We start from the raw sequence: 18,993 nt of genomic DNA on the forward strand, positions 1-18,993 counted from the left end.
CGGAGACCTTCGCCGCCTTCGCCAGCGTGACGCGCACCATTCGCCAACGTGGCGGTGCGCTGCTCGACGACCTGCTGACCACCTTCCGCACCGGCCGCGTGCCCGCACCGCTCCCGCCGTAGCGCCGCTATTCAATTACCCGCGTCTCCACCGGTGAGCAAACGCTGGACCTGCAGCTCGATGCGCTCACGGCAGCCGGCTGCGACCGCGTGTTCCGGGACACCGCCTCCGGCGCCAAGGTGGAACGGCCGGGGCTCGGTAAGGCCGTGTATTTGCTCCGGCCCGGTGCGCGTGCCCTACGAGCCGCTCCTGGCCGCCTGGCGAGGCTACCACGACCGCGTCCGCGAGTTGATGCGTCGGTACGATCCGCACTTCATCTCGCTGAAGACGATCGGCGAGTACAACACAGGCGCTCTATCGGAGTTCTACGACCACGAGGAGGCGCGCAACTGGGCCGCCTGGCAGCGCTGGCTCGCCGGCGAAGACCCGCCTTGGGAGCAAGCCGACGAGGGGCTCGGGCGCATTGAACGGCGCCTGCGGGAGGGCGCGGAGGTCGTGAATCTCTGCTGAGATCTGCTGATCGAGTACGGCGAGTTGCTGCTGGCCGGCGGCCTCAGCAGCCTGGCCGGGGCGGTGGGCATCATCTTCACGATGGCGAAGATGTTCAGCTCGGAGTTGAACCAGCGCTTCTGTGAGGCGGCGATCAATCTGCTCGGCCCCGGCGGCCAGCTCGAGCCGGCCCCGAAGTGGGCGCCGCTGCAAGGGCGCATCGAGCGCGCCTACGAAGCCGCCCTCTCGTACACGATCGCCGGCGGCACCAGCGAGATCCAAAGCACCGTGATCGCCACCCGAGGCCTCGGCCTGCCGCGCGGTTAACCGATGCGAGTTGCGACGCCGGCTTGCAATCAGGATTCCGGGTATGAGCTCAGCGGCGCTGGCTCGCGGATCGCTCTGAAACCGCGGAGCTTGCGCATCGTGTGCTTCATGGCCGCCCATGCAGGCACCCGCCGCGGTGCGCGGCTGCGCATCGCGGCGGGTGTCATACGCTGAGCGTTTCACGAAGCCAGGCGGAGAGAAGGAGTGCCCGCGCGGCCGTAGGCGTCCGCCTGCCGCGCCAGCAGGCGGGCCGTGCTCCTGGGAAGAGGCCGGTCTCCGTAACGATGCCGGGCATCTGCGCCGCGAGCCGGCGTCGCGCGCAGATGCCGGCCGGGCCAACGCCCGCACCGCTCACGAGCTTTCGTGAGCGGTGCGAGCGGCGGGTGGCGGGGCCATGCAGGTACCGGGTCGGGGCGGCTTAGCCCCAGCGCGGCGCCTCATCGGGATTGATCCCGAGGCTCAGCTTGCCGACCAACTCGTGCGTCAGGGCAGAGTTGGCGGGGTGCAGACGGCCGAGGCGGGCATCGCGCCAGAGGCGCTCGTAGCCGGCCTGCTTGAAGATGCCGAAACCGCCCAGCAGGTCGAGGCCGCGGTCGACGACGCGCCAGCCGCTTTCGACCGCGTGATGTTTCGCCGCGACGATCTTGATCACCCAGCCGTGACCGTACTCGACGCCGTTGCTCCAGTCCTCCGCGACGCGGTCGAGGTGCGGGCCGATGCCCTCGAGTGCGAGCGCCATCTCCGCGATCTCGTGCTGCACTTCGGGGTGGTAGTGCATCGGCCGTGTTACCGCCACGGACGTCTTGTTCTTGACCAGTTCCACAACCGTGTCCATGGCACGCTGCGCCAGGCCGAAGTAGACGTTGCCGAAGCCGATCAGCGCCCAGGCGAAGATGCCGAGCACGAAACCGTCGGCGCCGCCAGCACCGGGCGCCACGATGCGCGCGATGTGGTCGTCGGGCACAAAGACGCCGTCGAGAACCGTGTCGTCGCTCTGCGTGGCGCGCATGCCGAGCACGTCCCAGACCGCATTCGTGCGCAGGCCGGGCGTGTTGCGCGGCGTGAAGGCATGCACGATCTTCGGTGCGCCCGGGTCGCTCGTGTCGATGCCGTGCAGGCCGAGCATGGTCCACGCCGGCCCCAGGCTGCCGAACGACTTCTTACCCGTGAATTTGTAGCCGCCGGTTACCCGCTCGGCCCGAGTCGTGGAAAGCATGACGGGAATGTCGTTGCCGGACTCGGCGTGCCCGGCGGCGAAGACCTCGCCGGCGGCTGCTTCCCGCAGGTACCGCTCGACGGAGGTGTCGCCGGCGCGCCAGAGATCGGCGAAGACGCCGGTCCAGTAGAAGTGCATATTGACGGCCAGCGCCGTCGGCGCGGCATGATACGCCAGCTTGCGCTGCAGCTTGCCGATCTCGGCAAGGCTGAGGCCCGGACCGCCAAACTCGGGCGGCAGGGCGACGTTCAGATACCCCGCCGCCTTCAGCTCATCGAAGTCCTCCTGAAAGAAGCGATTCTCCCGATCGTAGATCGGCGCGCGCTGCGAAAACCGTGCAAGCATCTCGTCGGTCAGGGGTGACGTTGCACTGGCGACCATCGTTCCCTCTCTCCTGGCTCTGCGGTCCTTCGAAATCGGGGATGCGGACCGTCCCGCCGTAGCCAGTGTCCTGGAGGGCACGAAGGCGCACATCGCGAATCCACGCCATTTTTGATCGGACGTCTGAGGCAGAAGAGAAGGACAGCCGATGGCGATGATGCGCTATCGCGCACGGCCGGGCCGCAGGGCTAGCCGTTCGAGGTGGCTAAACCTCGCTGGAAGGCATAGGAGGCTGCCTCCGTGCGGTTGGCCGCGCTGGTCTTGGCAAGAATGTTCCCAACGTGATGGCCGGCGGTGTGCAGGCTGATATCCAGGTCCGCCGCGATCTGCTGGTTGCTCTTGCCCTGCGCCAGCAAGCGCAGCACCTCCACCTCTCGCTCGGTGAGCCCATCCGGGTAACGCGCCGCACGTCGTTGTCCACGCAGGCGGGTCGCACGCTCGACCCAGGGTTTCATGCCCATCGCCGAAAGTTCGCCCAGCGCACGATCGAGGTGGCTCGCGGCGCGAGCCGCCTCGTGTGGGTAGTGCTTCACCAGTAGCTCAGCCAGCACCAGGTGCAGAATGGCCGTTTCGGGGCGAAAGCCGATCCGCTCGCACACCGCCAGCGCTGCCTCGTAGTGGGCGCGTGCCGCGGCCGGTCGCCCCAGCAGCAGGGCGGCATCGCCCAGGGCACGCCCAACCGCCGCCTGCGTACCGCCATGCACCTTCACCAGCAGGGGGACACCCTCGAGGCGGCGGTAGAGAATCGCTGCCCGCTCAGCGTCGCGCAGCAGCGCCGCCGTCTCCAGCAAGGGGATCAAGTCGGTGGTGGCGACGTTGCCGTCATCATCCGCGCCGATCTCCCGCTCGACCACGAGGTGCGCGAGCGTAGTCGCCGCCTCCGGTTCCCGTCCCACTGCGGCAAGCGCCAGCGCGCGTCGCGGCGCGTTCACTGCTGGCTCCTGGCCGAGCCCGGCTGCTCGCCAGCCCCAGTCCAGGATCTCAAGCGCCTCTTCGGGCCGGCCCAGGTGCAGGAGCGCGCGAAAGGCGATGTTCCCAGCGTTCAGGCGCCCGAAGACGGGCGAGCCGATCTCGTCGCTGAGGCGCACGATCTCGTGCGCCAGCGCCACCGCGTCCTCGAGGCGTCCTTGCAGGGCCGCGGCCGCGCCGTCGGCAAAGATGGCGTACTCCATGACCCACGGATCCCGGAAGCTCGTGGGTAACTGTTTCAGCCGATCGAGGGCGGCCAGCGCCGGCTCGCGTTCGCCCCAGTCCCAGAAGGCCCACGCCGAGTAGAGATAGAAGATCGCGAGCGTCCTGGCGCTTGCGCCTTCGGTGCTCCAGGCGGCCGCCTCCCGGGCGATGGCGTAACGCTGCGCTTCTCGCTGGGGCGATTGCGTGTAGTACATCGTGAACCCGGCGGCCAGCAACAGCTCATCGGGGGCGTTCAGCGCTTTTGCAAGCTGGAAGGCGGCGACTCTCCGGCTCCATGCCTCGTATTCCCGGCCGCTCATGTGGAACGCTTCTGCGCAGTCCAGGTCCAGCCGAACGCGGTCGATCGACCCGGCGCGCGCATACCGCTCGTAGGCCTCCGCCCAGCGTTGCCAGCGCGGCGTCAACGTCAGCATGCGGGCGCCGGCCCGATGAAACGCTTCCATCGCCAGGCGGCAGGCCGCGGCGGCCCGGCTCGCGTCGCCGATCCCTTCCGCGATCGCCAATGCCTCCGGTGCCACGGACTCGATCACCCGCTGCGTTTCGCCGGGCGGCATGAGCGTCCAGCCGAGCGCCAGCAGGAAGTCGCAGCGCCTCGCCTGCTCGGCGGGTACGAGCTCGAGCGCCTGCAGCACCCCTTCGTAGTGGGCCACCGCTTCTTCCCAGGCGAACACCGCCGTCGCCGCCTCGGCAGCGCGGACCGAGTAGCCGATGGCCTTCTCCGGGTCCGCGACCGCGCCGGCGTTGCGGTAGTGCGTCGCCAGCGCGGCGATCCGCTCCGTGGTGTGCTGCTGGGCGTGGATGAGCTCGATTGCCTGGGCCGCGCGCATGTGGAGGCGCTGGCGCCTGGGCAGGTTAAGCTCCTCGTACAGCGTTTGCCGCACCAGCGAATGGCTGAATGAGTATCTGGGCTGATGCCGCGGCGCCTGCTCCAGGATCAGGCGCGAGCGCAGCGCCTCATCCAACGCGTTCAGCACGCTCTCGTCGCTGAGGTCGGCAAGCTGCTGCACGACGCTCAGTTCGAACTCCTGGCCCAGAACCGACGCCGCCGTCAGCAGTTGGTTTGTCGTTGGGGCGAGGCGGGAGAGCCTGCGGCCGATCACTTCGCGCAGGCCGTCGGGGATTCCAAAGTCGCCCGCGACCGTTTCCTGCGTCCACGGCAACACGTCTGCTGCAGCGGGTGTCTCGAGCAGGTGTTCAAGCACCTCCTCGACAAAGAAGGGATTGCCCTCCGTCTCCATAGACAGCGCCGTCACGAAGCCGGCCGCGGGTTTCGTCCCTACCCAGGCTTCGACAAGGTCGGCAAGCTCGTGCGCGGCGAGGCCGGCCAGCGCGATGCGATGAAAGGCGCGCTCGCGTCGCAGGTCGGCCAGCAGGTTCGCCAGCGGATTGCCACGGCGCAGGTCGGTGTCGCGGTAGGTGCCCACCAGCAGCAGCCGGGCCGTGCGCGGCGAGCGAATGATGTGCTTTAGCAGGAGGAGGCTGGCCCGATCCGCCCACTGCAGGTCGTCAAGGATCACCAGCGTGGGCCGCTCGTACGAAACGGCGGCCAGGAAGGAGGTGACGGCTTCGAACAGCCGGTAGCGCTCAGCTTCGGGATCCCCTTCGGATCTCGTTTCGAGCAGCCGTTTGCGCGTGTTGAGCTCGGGCAACAGCCGCGCCAGGTCCGAGACGAGCGCGCTCGACTCGCCAGCAGAGAAGTCTCGCGGCGACTGAGCAAAGTGCCCACGCAGCGCTTCGATGAACGGCTGATAAACGATCAGCGCGTCCTCGTCGCAGCGGCCGATCAGCACGGCGCCGTCTGCCGCGCGGACCTGGTCTGCCAGCTCAGCGGCAAGACGCGTCTTGCCGATGCCGGGCTCCCCGCTGAGCAACACCACCTGGCGCTCACCGCTTCTGGCTCTGACCCAGGAATCGCTCAGGCTGCGGAGTTCCGCCAGGCGCCCGACGAACGGTGAACGCTCCGAGGCGTCGCGGGGCGGCGGCGTGTGGGCTGAACGCGTCATCGACGTAATGGTCCGCCGACAGGCTTCGGCCCGTCAACGCTTCGTCCTACCGAGGCAGTGGATTCCGCCGGCTGGCGAAGCTGGACTGCCGGCGCTCGCCGCGGCTCCGGCGTAGCTCCAAGCCCGGCGCATGAGCGGCGATCGGGTCGCGAACGCGGCGAATCGCTTGCCGGCTCACCTGGCACGTAGGCCGGCGCCGGTGTGGCAGTCACCGTGCAACGGTTGGGCGCGGCAGCGTATGCTGATCCCGGCACGCTGTGGGCGCCGCGGGGTGCCGCGCCGAGCTTGCCACGACCTCCTCAACGCACATATGCCGTTGCGTGTGACGCGCCGTATGCTGGCCATCTCGCTGCACTCCTGGGGATCGGTCCCGCGGGGAACCACTAAAGCAACGACGGTGGCGTGCCGAAGGGAGTGACCGTCATGACGCCAGTCCTGGAACCCAGTGGGTTCTTCCTTCTCGACGGCCCGCGTTCCTCGAACCAGCGCCGGTAGCTGGTACCGCGCTGCCGCCGCATGAGCGAGCGAGCGGCGTCTTCGGCGTGACCTGTCTGCCTCTTTTCCGACACGGACGCGGACTGTCTGCGGTCTTCCCGTGCCTGGAAAACGGCGTCGTCCATGGCCAGAGCGGTGGACGTGACGACCACGACGAAGGAGCTTGTGCTCGTGGCGTGGCTACCCCTGATACTCCTTGCGATCCTCATCGCCTCGTCCAACGCGCTCTTGCACCGCGTGCTGCTGCGCGAGGAGCAGTCCGACCCCTACGCTCAGTCCCTGACCTTCTTCGGCATCGGTGGCACCATCGCGTTGCTGTTTGCCACGCTGCACCCCGGTGGCTTCCAGTACCGCCTCAGCGCCGCCCAACTGCTGCTCTTCCTGCCGCTCACCGCCTGCGCCACCATCGGCCCTGTGCTGTACTTCACCGCCCTGCAGCGGGTCGAGGCGTCCGAGACGACGATTGTCTACCAGGCTGGCCACAAGTTCTGGACCGTGCTCGGGGCGTTTGTCTTCCTAGGTGAGGCGTTCACCGTCAACAAGGTGCTCGGCGCGGGCGCCGTTGTGCTCGGGATCGCTATCGCCCTCTCGGGCCGACACACGTTCCGGCTCAGTCGAGGCGTCCTGCTCATCGTCGCGGCCACCGTGTTCTATTCCGCGATGGACCTGCTCTCGTTCTTCCTGGACCGCAGCATCGACCCCATCTCCCTCATCGTGTACGTGTGCTACTTGCCCGTGCTGGCACTGCTGGTGACCCGTCCCAAGACGCTGCGCCAGCTGCGCTTCTACGGCACCAGACGCCGTGCGGCCTGCATCACCGTGCTGGGGATGAACGACACCCTCGGCACCCTGTGCGTCTTCTATGCCTACCGCATTGGCCGGAACGCCGCACAGATCGACCCGCTGCTGGGGATGACGACCATCCTGTCGGTCGTCCTGGCGATCGTGCTCCTGCGGGAGCGGCGGCACCTGCGCGGGAAGCTGCTTGGCGCCCTCGTCACGGTAGCCGGCGCCTTGCTTGTCCTGTAGTGCCGGTCCTCAGGTCGAGGACGTGACGACTCGCCCCACAACCGGGTCAATGGCCAGAGTGCGCCGCGGCCGTCGCGGCGACGTTTGCCGCCGACGGCCGGGACTGCGCGCCGCGCATCAGCCTGCCCGGCAGCTCGCCGGTGGACTCGCCGTTCTCGAACGTCACCGCGCCCGATTTGATCGTGCAGCGGTAGCCGTCGGCCTTCTGCAAAAGCCGCCGGCCGCCCGCCGGCAGGTCGTGCGCGATCGTGGGCGGATGCAGTTGCAGGCGGTCGAAGTCGATCACGTTCAGGTCCGCACGGTAGCCGGGCGCGATGACACCGCGGTCGTGCCAACCGACGTGGCGCGCGGTGTCAGCGCTTTGGCCCTTGACCATGAACTCCAGCGGCAGCCCCTCACCACGCTTCCGGTCGCGGCACCAGAGGGTGAGGTTGGAGGTGGGGAAGCTCGCATCGCAGATCGTGCCGACGTGGGCGCCGCCGTCGGAGAGGCCGAAGAGCGTGCGCTCGGAAAGCACCATCTCCCGTGCGTCGTCGAGGTTGAAGTGCGCGTAGTTGGAGTTCGTGTAGTAGAGCAGGGCGCGGCCCTCGTCCTCCAGCATCAGGTCGTAGACCAGGTCCGCCGGCGCCCGCCCGAACTGCGCGGCCCGCGCGGCGATGCTGTCTGAGGGCTCCGGCTCGTAGTTCGGCGGATCGTTCAGCGGGAAGAGGCGCGTGAGGTCGAGGTCCCGCAGGCGCATGCCCGAGCGCGCCTTGCCGCCCTTCTCCGCGTATTCCGCCAGGATCTGCCGGCGCAGGTTTGGCTCGCGCATGCGAGTCACCCGTTCAGCCAGCGGCATTTCGGCAATCGCCTCGTAGCTCGGCATCAGCATGAACGGGTTGAGGCTGGCCTGCAGGCCGATCAGCAGGCCCACCGGCCGGGCGCAGACCTGCGCCTTCAGATCGACGCCTTCGGCCGCGGCCTGCTCGATCCGCGCCAGGATCGTGCGCCACTTCTCCGGGTGTTCGTTGCGCTGCAGCAGCGTCAGCGAGAGCGGCCGCCCGCACTCGGCGGCGAGCCGGCGGATCAGGCCGAATTCGTAGTCCAGGTCTGCGAAGTCCGAGATACACTGGAAGACGCCGCGCCCCGTCTGTTTCAGCGCCTGGCCGATGCCGAGCAGCTCCTCGGTGGAGGCGGTGAGGCTGCCGATCCTGGCGCCGGTGCGGCTGCGGTGGTTGACCGTGCGCGAGGTGGCGAAGCCCAGGGCGCCGGCCAGCAGCGCCTCGGCGGTGAGGGCCGCCATGCGCCGGATCTCGTCCTCGGTCGGGTCGATCTCGTGGTCGCCGCCGCGCTCGCCCATCACGTACGCGCGCAGGGCGGCGTGCGGCACCTGCACGCCCAGGTCGATCGTGTGCGGCCGGCGGTCGAGCGCATCCAAATACTCGGGCAGCGATTCCCAGTCCCAGGTTAGCCCCTCGGCCAGCGCGGCGCCGGGGATGTCCTCCACTCCCTCCATCAGCGAGATCAGGAAATCGTGCTTATCAGGCGCGGCGGGCGCGAAGCCCACGCCGCAGTTGCCCATCACGATCGAGGTGACGCCGTGCCACGATGAGGGCGCGATCTCGGAGTCCCAGGTCGCCTGGCCGTCGTAGTGGGTGTGGATGTCGACGAAGCCGGGCGTGACGAGCAACCCCGCGGCGTCGATCTCACGCCGGCCGCGCTCGCTCAGGCGGCCGACATCTGTGATCGTCGCGCCGTCCACGGCCACATCGCCGCCGAAGCGCGGCCTGCCGGTGCCGTCGACGATGGTGCCGTTGCGGATGACCAGGTCGTGCATGTCGCCCTCCCTGCAGCGTCAAACGCCGTCGCGCTGTCTGCGCCTGCGCAGCAGTATAGCGCCTCCGGCACGCGGATTGGCGGTCAGAACGCGAGCGCGGGAGGCGCCAAGTCGCGCCTCCCGCCCGCCAGTCGACGCCGGTCTGACAGCCGCGATACGGGCAGTTCCGCCGCTTACCCGGCCCGGCCGTGCCGCAGCAGCTTGCCGGGCGTGGCGCCGGTGCTGCGGCCGTCTTCGAACGTGACTTCGCCGTTGACCATGATCCAGCGGTAGCCCGCCGCCCGCTGCACGCGCCGCCATTCGCCGGCCGGGAAGTCGTGCGTGACCTCGCCCACCCACTCGGGCAGGCACTTCAACTGCGCCAGGTCGTAGACGACGAGATCCGCCGGGGCGCCCTCGCGCAGGAAGCCGCGGTCCTTGAAGCCCGCCGCGTGCGCCGGCAGGTAGCTGAGGCGATAGTGCGCCTCCTCGAGACTCAGCAGATTTGTGTCGCGCGCCATCCAGGTGAGGAAGTCGGTGGTGTAGGAACCGCCGGTGAAGAACTTGGTATGCGCCCCGCCGTCGGAGACCCCGGGGATCACGTACGGCGACTGCACCATCTCCGCCGTCCACTCGGGGTTGTTGCCGCGGTCCGGCGTTACGAACTCGACCTTGAGATCGGCGGCGAGCGAGAGGTCGAGCATGGCGTCGACCGGGTCCTTCTCCTGCGCCTTCGCGATGTCGCCGACGCTCAGGCCAACGTACTGCTCCAGCTCTGGGCGCTGGTCCACCCACTGCACGATCAACTCTTCAACCGGGCCGCCGATCGCCTGGGTCTGGCGCAGCTTCTCCGCCGCCTCCGCATGCTCGCGCTTGATCGCCTCGCGGATCTCCGGGTCGGCCATCTTGCGCATCTTCTCTTCGACCGTGCCCGTCGTCGCCGTGTTCCACGCCGGGCTGGAGTCGTACAGGTTCCAGTTCTCGAGCGTGAAGGCAAAGCCGGTGCGCGCCGTGAAGCCCTGGCCGATCAGGCGGTTGCCGCGCTCGTTCGCCTCCTGCAGCCACTTCATGCGCTTGCGGTGGTTGTCGGGATCGGTATTACTCACCGTGATGATGTTGTGCAGCACCGGCCGGCCGCTGACTTCGGCCAACCGCTCCTGGAACATCAGGTCGGCCTTGATGTTGCCGGTGAACTGCGTGATCTGGATGAAGCCCTCGTCGCGCTCGCGCAGCACCTCCGCCAGCGCGAGGCAGTCCTCGTCGCTCATCGTGTCGGTGACCATCGGCGTGCCGTCGTAGTCCGCCTGCACCGAATGCTGCCCGAGCCGCTGGGTGGAGAAGCCGCAGGCGCCGGCGTCCATCGCCTCGTGAAGCAGGCGCTGCATCTCCTTGCGCTCCGCGGGTGTGGCCGGCCGGCTCTTGGCCGCTTCAAGGCCCATCGTCCAGATCATCAGCGGCGCCACGGGCACGTAGCTGAGGCAGTTGACGCCCTTGGGGATGCGCTCGAGCGAGTCCAGCCATTCCGGGAAGGTGACCCAGTCCCAGAGCATGCCGGCCTGCATCGACTCGAAGGGGATCGCCTCCGTGCGCGACATGGTGAGCATGGCGCGGTCGCGTTCGTCCGGCCGCACGGGGGCGAAGCCGAAGCCGCAGTTGCCCAGGACGACCGAGGTGACGCCGTGCCAGCCGGAGATCGTGCAGTACGGATCCCACTGGATTTGCGCGTCGTAGTGGGTGTGCAGATCGACGAAGCCCGGCGCGACGATCAGCCCCGCGGCGTCCAGCACCTCGCGGGCGCCGCCGTTGCCGGGCCGGATGCCGCCGATCTGGGCGATGCGGCCGTCCTTGATGCCGACATCGGCCCGGTAGCGCGGCACGCGCGTGCCGTCCACCACCGTCCCGCCGCGGATGAGGATGTCGAACTCCGCCATGGGAACCCTCCTTGCTGGCCGGGGCTCATTGCGTCCCGACGACTCTTTGCGCCCGCCGCTGAAGGCTGGGCGCCCCGCTCTTCCTCCTCGACCGGCAGCCGGCCGAGCAGTATGTCGCTCCTCTCACCGATCGCTCCGCTGCGCGATTCCCCTGCATGGCCTGGGCCGATCACGTCGTGGAGGCCCGCGAGCCGCAGTTCGCTCCCCGCTTCGCTCCGGCTCAGCGACCGCCGCGCAGGCGCGGATCGAGAATGTCGCGCAGAGCATCGCCGAGCAAGTTGAAGCCGAGCACCACCAGGCTGAGCGCAGCGCCGGGAAAGATCGCCATCCACGGCGCATGGGTGAAATAACGCTGCGCCTGGCCGCTCAGGTCGGCGCCCCACGACGGGGTGGGCGGTGGCGTGCCCAGGCCGAGGAAGCTCAGGCTCGCCTCGATCAGGATCGCGCCCGCCAGCAGCGAGGTCGCGATCACGATCAGCGGCGCCAGCAAGTTCGGCAGGATATGTCGGAAGATGATGCGCTCGGGGCGCGCCCCCAGGGTGCGCGCCGCCTCGACATACATGTTCTCCTTTTCGCTCAGCACGATGCCGCGCACGATGCGTCCGATGCCGGGGATGATCGCCACGCCGACTATCGCCATCAGGTTGCGGATCGACGGCCCGACCACGGCGATCATGATCAGCGCCAGGATCAGGATGGGGAACGCCATCATCGCGTCCATCACCCGCTGGATCGCCATATCACTCCAGCCGCCGAAGTAGCCGGAGACCAGGCCGATGAAGGTGCCGCCGATCACGCCGACCGCCGTGGCGATGATCCCGACTTCCAGCGAGGTGCGGCTGCCGTAGATCACGCGGCTGAAGATGTCCCGGCCCTTGTCGTCGGTGCCGAATAGGTTGGTGGCGTTGGGGCGGAGCAGGTTGTGAAATTGGATGCTCGTCGGGTCGTAGGGCGCGATCTGCGGCGCCAGGATCGCGACGAGGATTAACGCCAGGATCACCAGCAGGCCGAAGACGCCGAGCGGCTGACTGCGCAGCAGCCGCCGGATTCGTGCCGCGCGCCCGCTGCCGGGCAGGGCGACGGCGATCTCGCCCGGCGCGGCGACGGGTGCAGCGACCTCGCTCGATACAACACTCATGTATACCGAATCCTTGGGTCGAGCCAGGCGTAGGAGAGATCGACCACGAGATTGGCGAGCAGCAAGATTACGGCCAGGAAGAACGTCAGCCCCTGGATCACCGGATAATCGCGCACGTAGATGGAGTCGATGAAGAGCAGCCCGACGCCAGGCAGGTTGAAGATCGTCTCCAGGATGACCGCGCCTCCGAAGAGCGCGGCGATTTGCAGTCCGATTACCGTCACCACGGGAATGAGCGAATTCTTGAGCACATGGCCCACAATCACCCGCCGTTCTGCCAGCCCTTTCGCATACGCGGTCCGCACGTAGTCGTTGCGCAACACCTCCAGCACCGTAGAACGCTCCAGCCGCATGATCCCGGCCGAGCCGCCGATCGCCAGCACCAATGCCGGCAAATAGTACTGCTGCAAATTGCGCGCCGGATTGTCGAACAGCGACACCTTGCCGATCGGCGGCAGATAGTTCCACCAGATCGCAGGCAGGATGAGCAGCAGCGTGCCCAGCCAAAAGCCAGGTACGGACTGGCCGCCGATGCTGAACACGCGGATCGCATAGTCCCAGGCCGAATTCCGCTTCACCGCCGAAAGCACACCCAGGGGGATGCCGAGGATGACCGTGAACAGGGTGCCAAGCACGACAAGCTCAAGTGTGCTCGGCAGCCGCGAGCGCAGCTCCGCGCTCACGGTCGTACGATGCACGACCGATCGCCCGAGGTCGCCGTGCAGCACGTCGCTCCACCAGCGCAGGTACTGGACGGGCAAGGAATCGTCCAGGTGATAGGCGTGACGGAACGCCTGCCGGTCTTTCGCCGACGCGGCCTGGCCGAGCGCCAGCGTCGCCGGATCGCCGGGAACGAGCCGCATCATCGACGCCACGGCGACCGTGATCAGCAGCAGGACCGGGATCATCAGCAGCAGGCGGCGCAGAATGTAACGTCGCATCGAGTCGCTTCTCCGCGGGCGGCCGGCACCCACGCGTAACGGCACGCCCCGGCTCAGTTCAGGTTGTAGATCTCCAGCGTGTTCCGACCAAGGACGCGGGCACGCGTCGCCGTGCTCAACGGCTCGACCAGCGCCACGAGATCGTGCACCCAGGATCCCGTATGGTCCGGATGCGGGTAGTCGCTGGCCCACATGAACTTGTCGGCGCCAACGTACTCCATGATGTGGGCAGCCGACTTCTCATCCGGGTCGCCGGAGATGAAGCACTGGCGCTTGAAATAATAGCTGGGCGGGTGCTTGAGCGGCACGGCCCGGCCGGCAGCCGTCTCGAACACCGCGTCCATGCGGTCCAGCAGCGAGCCGATCCAGCCGGCGCCGACCTCCAGTACACCGAGCTTCAAGCGAGGGAAGCGCTCCAGCGTCCCCAGCGCAAACATGCTGAGCAGCGCCTGCTGCGATCCATGCCGGCCCAGCACGTTGTAGTACCAGCCGGCCTCTGGGCCGAAGCCTTCGAAGGCCGCCGGCAGGAACTCGCGCGGGGCGAAGGTCGGATGGATGGCGATTGGCACGTCCAGTTCCTGCGCCTTGGCCCACAGCGGGTCGTGGTCGGCGTGGCCGTGCGGCTTGCGCGAGTGGGTGAACGGAGCGACGAAGCCGCCCTTGCAGCCGTCTTTCACTGCTCGCTCCAGTTCGGCCGCGGCCTGCTGCGGGTCCAGCAGCGAAAGTTGCGCTATCGGCACCAGGCGGCCGCCACTCCCGCGGCAGAAGTCGGCGATCCAGCGGTTGTAGGCGCGCTGGTAGGCGGCGGTGATCTCCGCGTCCGCGACTTCGCACTCCCAGAGCAGGCCGATCGTCGGATAGAGCAGCGCACGCTCCAGGTTCTCCTTGTCCAGCAGATCAAGGCGCTCGGCGGCGTTGCTGGCCCCGTAGGGAATGTGGTCCATATAGAGGCGATCGGGGCTCGGGCGTGCCGTGTTATCGCCCATCGCCCCCATCAGGCCCAGGGACCCGCGCACGGTGCGTTTGGAGGGTGTCCCGTTTAGTTCAAGGTACTCGAAGCCATCCTCGTCGCGCTTGATGCGAATCGCCCGATCGCGATACTGCGCCTCCAGGTACTCTTCCCACAGATCGGCCGGCTCGAGAATGTGTCCATCGGCATCCACGGCTCCCGCGTACGGGAACCGCACGACCTCATACGCCATTCTTCAACTCCTTCGACCGCGAATGCCGCGTGCGCTCGACGACCGCAACACGGGGTGCGCGGCGGCTGCCGCCGGCGCCCCCGATCACGCATTGGGCTTGAGGAATTCGCTGTAGCGGAAGTTTTGCCAGCCGCGCTGCGTCACGTCGTAGCCGCCGACGCGCTTGTTGTACGAGTCGTAGGACACGGGCGAGATAAAGTTGATCAGCGGCGCCGCGTCGTCCAGCAGCGCCTTCTGCACGTCCTTCACCATCTGCAGTCGCTTATTCAGGTCCAGCTCCTGCACCTCGGCGTCGATCTGCTTGGAGATGTCCTCGTTGTCGTAGTGCCACCAGCTCCCGCTGCCGAGGCCGTTTTTGTAGTAGAAGCCGATCGGGATCTTCGGCGTTTCGTACGGGTTGTGGGTGAAGACGGTGGCGTTGAAGTTGCCCTTGAACAGCTTGTCGCTGAGATACGACGGCAGATCGCTGAGGTTGAGCTTGGCGTTGATGCCGAGCTTCTTCAGCTCGGAGACGAGGATGTCGGCGTAGTCGATGTAGATCTGCAGGCTGCCCGAGGTCTCGATCGTCATGTCGAAGCCGTTGGGGAAGCCGGCGGCCGCCAGCAGCGCCTTCGCCTTGGCCACGTCGGGCGTCAGATACGGCTTGAGCTCGGCCTGCGAGAGCACCCAGAACGAGAGGCCGTTGCTGAGAATGCCCTGGAGCACGCCGTCGCCCTGGCCGATCTTGTCGATGAACTGCTGGCGGTCGATGCCCATCCACAGCGCCTGGCGCACGCGCTTGTCCGAATACGGCGCAACCGAGGCGTTCACGCCCAATGAGCCGTAGTACAACGCGGGATACGCTGTGTTCACCAGCTTGTCGTTCTTTTTCAGGTCTTCGAAGTCGAGCTTGGTCAAGATCGCACCATTGATGTCGAGTTGATCGCTCTTGTACGCTTGAATCAGTGTGTTCGTATCCAGGATCGTGATCGTACTCATCACGTCGAGGTACGGTACGTCCTTGTTGAAGTAATCCGGGTTGCGTTTCAGGACGGTCTTCTCGCCCTTGCTGTACTGGTCGAGGATGTATGGACCGGCGCCGATCGCGTTAGTTGAGAGATCCTTGAACTTCTCCACGGCCTCATGCGGCACGATCGCCGTCTGGATGCCGCCGAGCTCGCTCAACGACTCCGCGTAGGGGAACTTGGTCGTCACCTTGTAGGTGTACTTGTCGATCACGTCGAGTTTATCGACGACACCTTTGAAGAAGTCGTTGTTCTGCGCCTGCGGCAGGTCACGAAAGCGCTCGTGGCTGTACTTGACGTCATCGGCAATCTGCTCGCGGCCGTTGACCGGGTCGAGGTTGTGGAACTTCACACCCTGCTTCAGCTTGAAGGTAAACTCGGTGGGGCTGGGTTGCTCGATCGAGTCGGCGAAGATCGGGTTGAACTTCTGGGTGACGTTTGCGAAGCCGCCGAGATAGCTGTACATCTTCGCGTCCCACACGAGGCCGATGGAGACCTCAATGTGGGGATCGATGCCCAGCACGCTCAAGAAGGTGCCGAGACGCAGCGTGCCGCCGCGCACCGGCTGCTCGGCGGCGGGCGTGGCGGCGCGCGTCGTGATCGGCCCGGCCGGCGCCTGGGGCGCGTTGGTCGGCCGCGGCGAGGCGGGCGCCGCCGGTGCGGCGACAGTGGCGGCGGCGCTGGTCGGATTGCTGCTCTTGTTGCCGCTCTTGTTGTTATTCGAGCCGCTGCACGCGGCCAGAAACGCGCCGCCGAGCCCGGTCGCGAATACGCCCAGCGCCTGCCGGCGCGTGGTCGTGTGTCGTGTGCGAATCCTGGTCCAGTACGATTCCTCGGCCATCGTGCGCCTCCGTTGCGTCTGCCGCAGCCGTTTACCGTCAAGCTCGACGATGGTGGGGCTCCTCGCATCGTGATCCATCGCTACGCATGCTCTGCTGCTCGATAGCCCTGCCTCCCTGGCTCTTCTCGAATGCCTGCCCGGTGCCGCGCCGCCTCCCGCATGCCTGGCCGGCCCAGACGGAGTATCTGGACATGGTGTATGATCTGGCATGTGGAGTACACCGCGCACGGTAGAATGTCAAGTGACAGTTTTGGTGCTGAGCAGCGCTGTTCGCCGGGTGCAAGCGGCCAGCACGGCAGCACAACGCGTCGTGGCAGTCGCGATACGGAGTGTTATCGCATGCAGCAGGAGCCGGCCACGGGTGGGGCGGCGATGCCCCCAGCCCGTGCCGATCGGTCGCCGCGCCGGGCGATGGGCAGCAACGGCGATAGCCTGAGCCTGGAACAGGTGGTGCGCGCGGGCCGTCGCCTGTTCGGCCAGCGCAGCTACTACCGCGTGACGGTGGATGAGATCTGCCGCGAGGCGGGCCTCTCGCGCGCAACGTTTTATTTCTACTTCAGGGACAAGCGCCACCTGCTCCTGCACCTGATCGGCGATGACCTGTTCGCCGGCACGGACCTGGCGCGCCGGCAGTACCCGGGGAACGACGCGTTCTCGCGCATCGTGGCCACCAATGCCGCCTATCTGTACGGCATGTCCCGCGAGGCGATGGTGCTTGCGCAGGTGCTGTCGTTGGCGCTCGTAGACGACGAGATTCGACAGCTCTACGAGACGGGGCGCCGGCAGCTTGAGGCGCGCATCGAGCGTTCCATCATCCGGCTGCTCGATCGCGGCGAGATCCCGGACACCGATCCGACCCTGCTGGCCTCCGCCCTGATCGGCATGGTGGAGTCGTTCGCCGTGCGCTTCTTCGTCGTCGACAGCCCGGCCAGCGTGCGCCACGCCCGCTTTGTGGACGCGCTGAAGGTGCTGTCCGAAACGTGGTATCGAGCCGTCTACGGCCGCCCGGCGCCGGAAAACTTCGCATACGAAGAGTACGCCACGCCTGCGCTCGCTGAGACAGCGACCTGAGGCGTGCCGGCGGACGGCGTCGAGCGTCGGCGCGGTGGCAGCGGGCAGATCGACTTGTGTAGTGGGCAGGTCGAGACGGGCGCGGCTATCGGCCGCCATTCCGGAACTCAAAGAGCGCCGAAGCGGCGGCCGAGTGTTGCAAACGGTGGCTACGAGGCGTCTCTGGCAGCCGCCGCGCGCTCCAGCAGCAGCTCGCGCAGGCGGTACTTCTGGATTTTGCCGCTGGGCGTCATCGGGAATTCGTCCACCAGCTCCAGCCGCTCCGGCCAGAACTGCCGCGTCACCTCCTGCTCGGTGAGGAAGACGCGCAGATCATCCAGCGTCAGCGATGTGCCGGGCTCGGGGAGCACGCAGGCGCAGCCGATCTCCCCAAGCCGTTCATCGGGCGCGGCGATCAGCGCCACATTACGCACCTGCGGATGGCGCAGCAGCACATCCTCGATCTCCTTGACCGGCACATTCTCGCCGCCGCGGATGATGATGTCCTTCGTACGGCCGCTGATGCGGATGTAGCCATCGGTATCCATCACCGCGCGGTCGCCGGTGTCGAACCAGCCGTCGGCGGTGAAGTACTGCTCGGTGAAGCGCCGGCCCTGCACATAGCCCGCGAAGGTGAAGGCGCCGCGGGCGAAGAGCCTGCCCTCGCTGCCGGGCGGCACGGCTTCGCCCTGCTCATCGAAGACGGCGACTTCCATGCCGGGGTAGGGCCGTCCGTCCGAGGTGACGATCTTTTCCGGCGGCTCATCGGGGAAGGTCGCGGTTACGGCGCCGTTCTCACTCATGCCCCAGACGGGGAAGAGGCGGCACGGCAGGCGGCGCCCGGCCTCCTCGGCCAGCGGCTGGGGAATCGGCGCGCCGCCGCAGCAGAAGAGCCGAAACGAGCTGATGTCGTGCGCGGTGAGGTTCGGGGCGCGCAGTGTGTCGGCCAGAAACGGTGTCGCACCCATGCTCAAGCTGATCCGCTCGCGCTCGATCAGGCGCACGAACTCCGTCGCGTCCCACAGATCCTGGTAGACGCCGCGGGCGCCAAGATGGATCGGCAGCCGCACGCCGTAGAGGAAGCCGGTCTGGTGGCCGAAGGTCGAGGCCATGTGAATCACGTCTTCGGCGTCGAGCCGCTGCCCCGTCACCGCGGCGTCGACCGCGCCGGCCAGCGTGTTGGCCGTGTGCAGCACGCCCTTCGGCTCGCCCGTGGTGCCGGAGGTGAAGATCAGCTCCGTGACATCGTCCGGTGAAGGGCGCAGCCAGCCCAGGGCGATGCGGTGTTGGCGCAGCGCCGCGCCCTGGTCGAGCACGTCTTGCCAGCCGATCAGTTCGCCGTCGCCGTCGCCGCCGCGCACGCTGCCGTCGCCGCTCACCACGATCAGCGAGCGCAACGAGGGAACCTCGTTGCGCAACTCGGCGTACATCGCCGGGTAGTCGAAGCCGCGGAAGGCGGCGGCCGTGACGATGGCGACGGGCCGCGCCAGCCGCAGCATCGTGCGCAGCTCGCGCTGGCGGAAGATCGGCGCGACGGGGTTGATCACGGCGCCGATTCGCTCCAGCGCCAGCGTCAGCACCACGAACTCGTTCCAGTTCGGGAGCTGCACGGTTACGGCGTCCCCACGGCGCACACCGAGGTCGAGCAAGCCCAGGGCGCAGCGGTCGGCCTGCTCACGCAATCCGCGAAAGCTGATGCTGCCGCGCACATCTCGCACCGCGGTCTTGTTGGGGTCGCGCGCCACAGCGGCGTCGAGATCGTCGTTCAGCAGCCGGTCCGGCCACCAGCCGGCCGCGCGGTAGCGCTCCGCTTGCTCGCGCGTGAACAGCGTTTCGTACACGGCAGCAACCCTCCGCTACGAATGCGAGCGGATGTGCTCGGCCCTCGGACCGGCTC

General features: G+C 67.5%; 13 protein-coding genes and 1 pseudogene. 5 read left to right on the forward strand and 9 right to left on the reverse strand.

The genetic code is table 11. From position 1 onward, the window contains the following. The first annotated feature begins 134 nt into the window (after positions 1-134). From VKV26_07635 to VKV26_07645, 3 genes and pseudogenes are all read left to right on the forward strand, one after another. Positions 135-287: pseudogene (locus VKV26_07635) on the forward strand (recombinase family protein). Positions 288-291: 4 nt separating this feature from the next. After that, a complete protein-coding gene (locus VKV26_07640) occupies positions 292-570 on the forward strand; it encodes a hypothetical protein (GenBank protein ID HLZ69767.1) in 279 nt (92 codons plus the stop codon). A gap of 24 nt (positions 571-594) precedes the next feature. Continuing rightward, positions 595-876 (forward strand): acyl-CoA dehydrogenase family protein, encoded by a 282-nt coding sequence (locus tag VKV26_07645; protein ID HLZ69768.1) that lies wholly within the window; start codon positions 595-597, stop codon positions 874-876. 418 nt (positions 877-1,294) lie between these two features. Here the strand turns inward: VKV26_07645 and VKV26_07650 are convergent, their stop codons facing one another. Together VKV26_07650 and VKV26_07655 are read right to left on the reverse strand one after the other, a co-directional pair. Then, a complete protein-coding gene (locus VKV26_07650) occupies positions 1,295-2,473 on the reverse strand; it encodes an acyl-CoA dehydrogenase family protein (protein HLZ69769.1) in 1,179 nt (392 codons plus the stop codon). A gap of 188 nt (positions 2,474-2,661) precedes the next feature. Then, positions 2,662-5,670 (reverse strand): AAA family ATPase, encoded by a 3,009-nt coding sequence (locus VKV26_07655; GenBank protein ID HLZ69770.1) that lies wholly within the window; start codon positions 5,668-5,670, stop codon positions 2,662-2,664. A gap of 636 nt (positions 5,671-6,306) precedes the next feature. Here VKV26_07655 and VKV26_07660 point away from each other — a divergent pair. Continuing rightward, positions 6,307-7,194 (forward strand): DMT family transporter, encoded by an 888-nt coding sequence (locus VKV26_07660; GenBank protein ID HLZ69771.1) that lies wholly within the window; start codon positions 6,307-6,309, stop codon positions 7,192-7,194. A gap of 46 nt (positions 7,195-7,240) precedes the next feature. On the opposite strand, the gene VKV26_07665 is transcribed toward VKV26_07660, so the two are convergent. The 6 genes from VKV26_07665 to VKV26_07690 form a co-directional block, all read right to left on the reverse strand. Next, the gene (locus VKV26_07665) at positions 7,241-9,010 is read right to left on the reverse strand and encodes an amidohydrolase family protein (GenBank protein ID HLZ69772.1); all 1,770 of its coding nucleotides are present in this window, start codon (positions 9,008-9,010) and stop codon (positions 7,241-7,243) included. A 173-nt stretch (positions 9,011-9,183) separates the two neighbouring features. Continuing rightward, the gene (locus VKV26_07670) at positions 9,184-10,920 is read right to left on the reverse strand and encodes an amidohydrolase family protein (GenBank protein ID HLZ69773.1); all 1,737 of its coding nucleotides are present in this window, start codon (positions 10,918-10,920) and stop codon (positions 9,184-9,186) included. A 220-nt stretch (positions 10,921-11,140) separates the two neighbouring features. Beyond that, positions 11,141-12,058, reverse strand: a complete 918-nt coding sequence (locus tag VKV26_07675; protein ID HLZ69774.1) for an ABC transporter permease — start codon at positions 12,056-12,058, stop codon at positions 11,141-11,143. Continuing rightward, positions 12,055-12,999 (reverse strand): ABC transporter permease, encoded by a 945-nt coding sequence (locus VKV26_07680; GenBank protein ID HLZ69775.1) that lies wholly within the window; start codon positions 12,997-12,999, stop codon positions 12,055-12,057. The genes VKV26_07675 and VKV26_07680 overlap by 4 nt, the downstream gene beginning before the upstream one ends. Positions 13,000-13,052: 53 nt before the next feature. Beyond that, entirely contained in the window at positions 13,053-14,201 is a 1,149-nt protein-coding gene (locus VKV26_07685) for an amidohydrolase family protein (GenBank protein ID HLZ69776.1), read from the reverse strand. An 84-nt stretch (positions 14,202-14,285) separates the two neighbouring features. Further along, positions 14,286-16,046: an ABC transporter substrate-binding protein gene (locus tag VKV26_07690; protein HLZ69777.1), complete on the reverse strand. Its 1,761-nt coding sequence runs from the start codon at positions 16,044-16,046 to the stop codon at positions 14,286-14,288. Positions 16,047-16,385: 339 nt separating this feature from the next. Between VKV26_07690 and VKV26_07695 the strand changes: the two genes are divergently transcribed. Continuing rightward, positions 16,386-17,117: a TetR/AcrR family transcriptional regulator gene (locus tag VKV26_07695; GenBank protein HLZ69778.1), complete on the forward strand. Its 732-nt coding sequence runs from the start codon at positions 16,386-16,388 to the stop codon at positions 17,115-17,117. Positions 17,118-17,266: 149 nt separating this feature from the next. Here the strand turns inward: VKV26_07695 and VKV26_07700 are convergent, their stop codons facing one another. Next, the gene (locus VKV26_07700) at positions 17,267-18,937 is read right to left on the reverse strand and encodes an AMP-binding protein (protein HLZ69779.1); all 1,671 of its coding nucleotides are present in this window, start codon (positions 18,935-18,937) and stop codon (positions 17,267-17,269) included. Positions 18,938-18,993: the final 56 nt, after the last annotated feature.

This window comes from Dehalococcoidia bacterium (genome assembly GCA_035310145.1).
Taxonomy (GTDB): domain Bacteria; phylum Chloroflexota; class Dehalococcoidia; order CAUJGQ01; family CAUJGQ01; genus CALFMN01.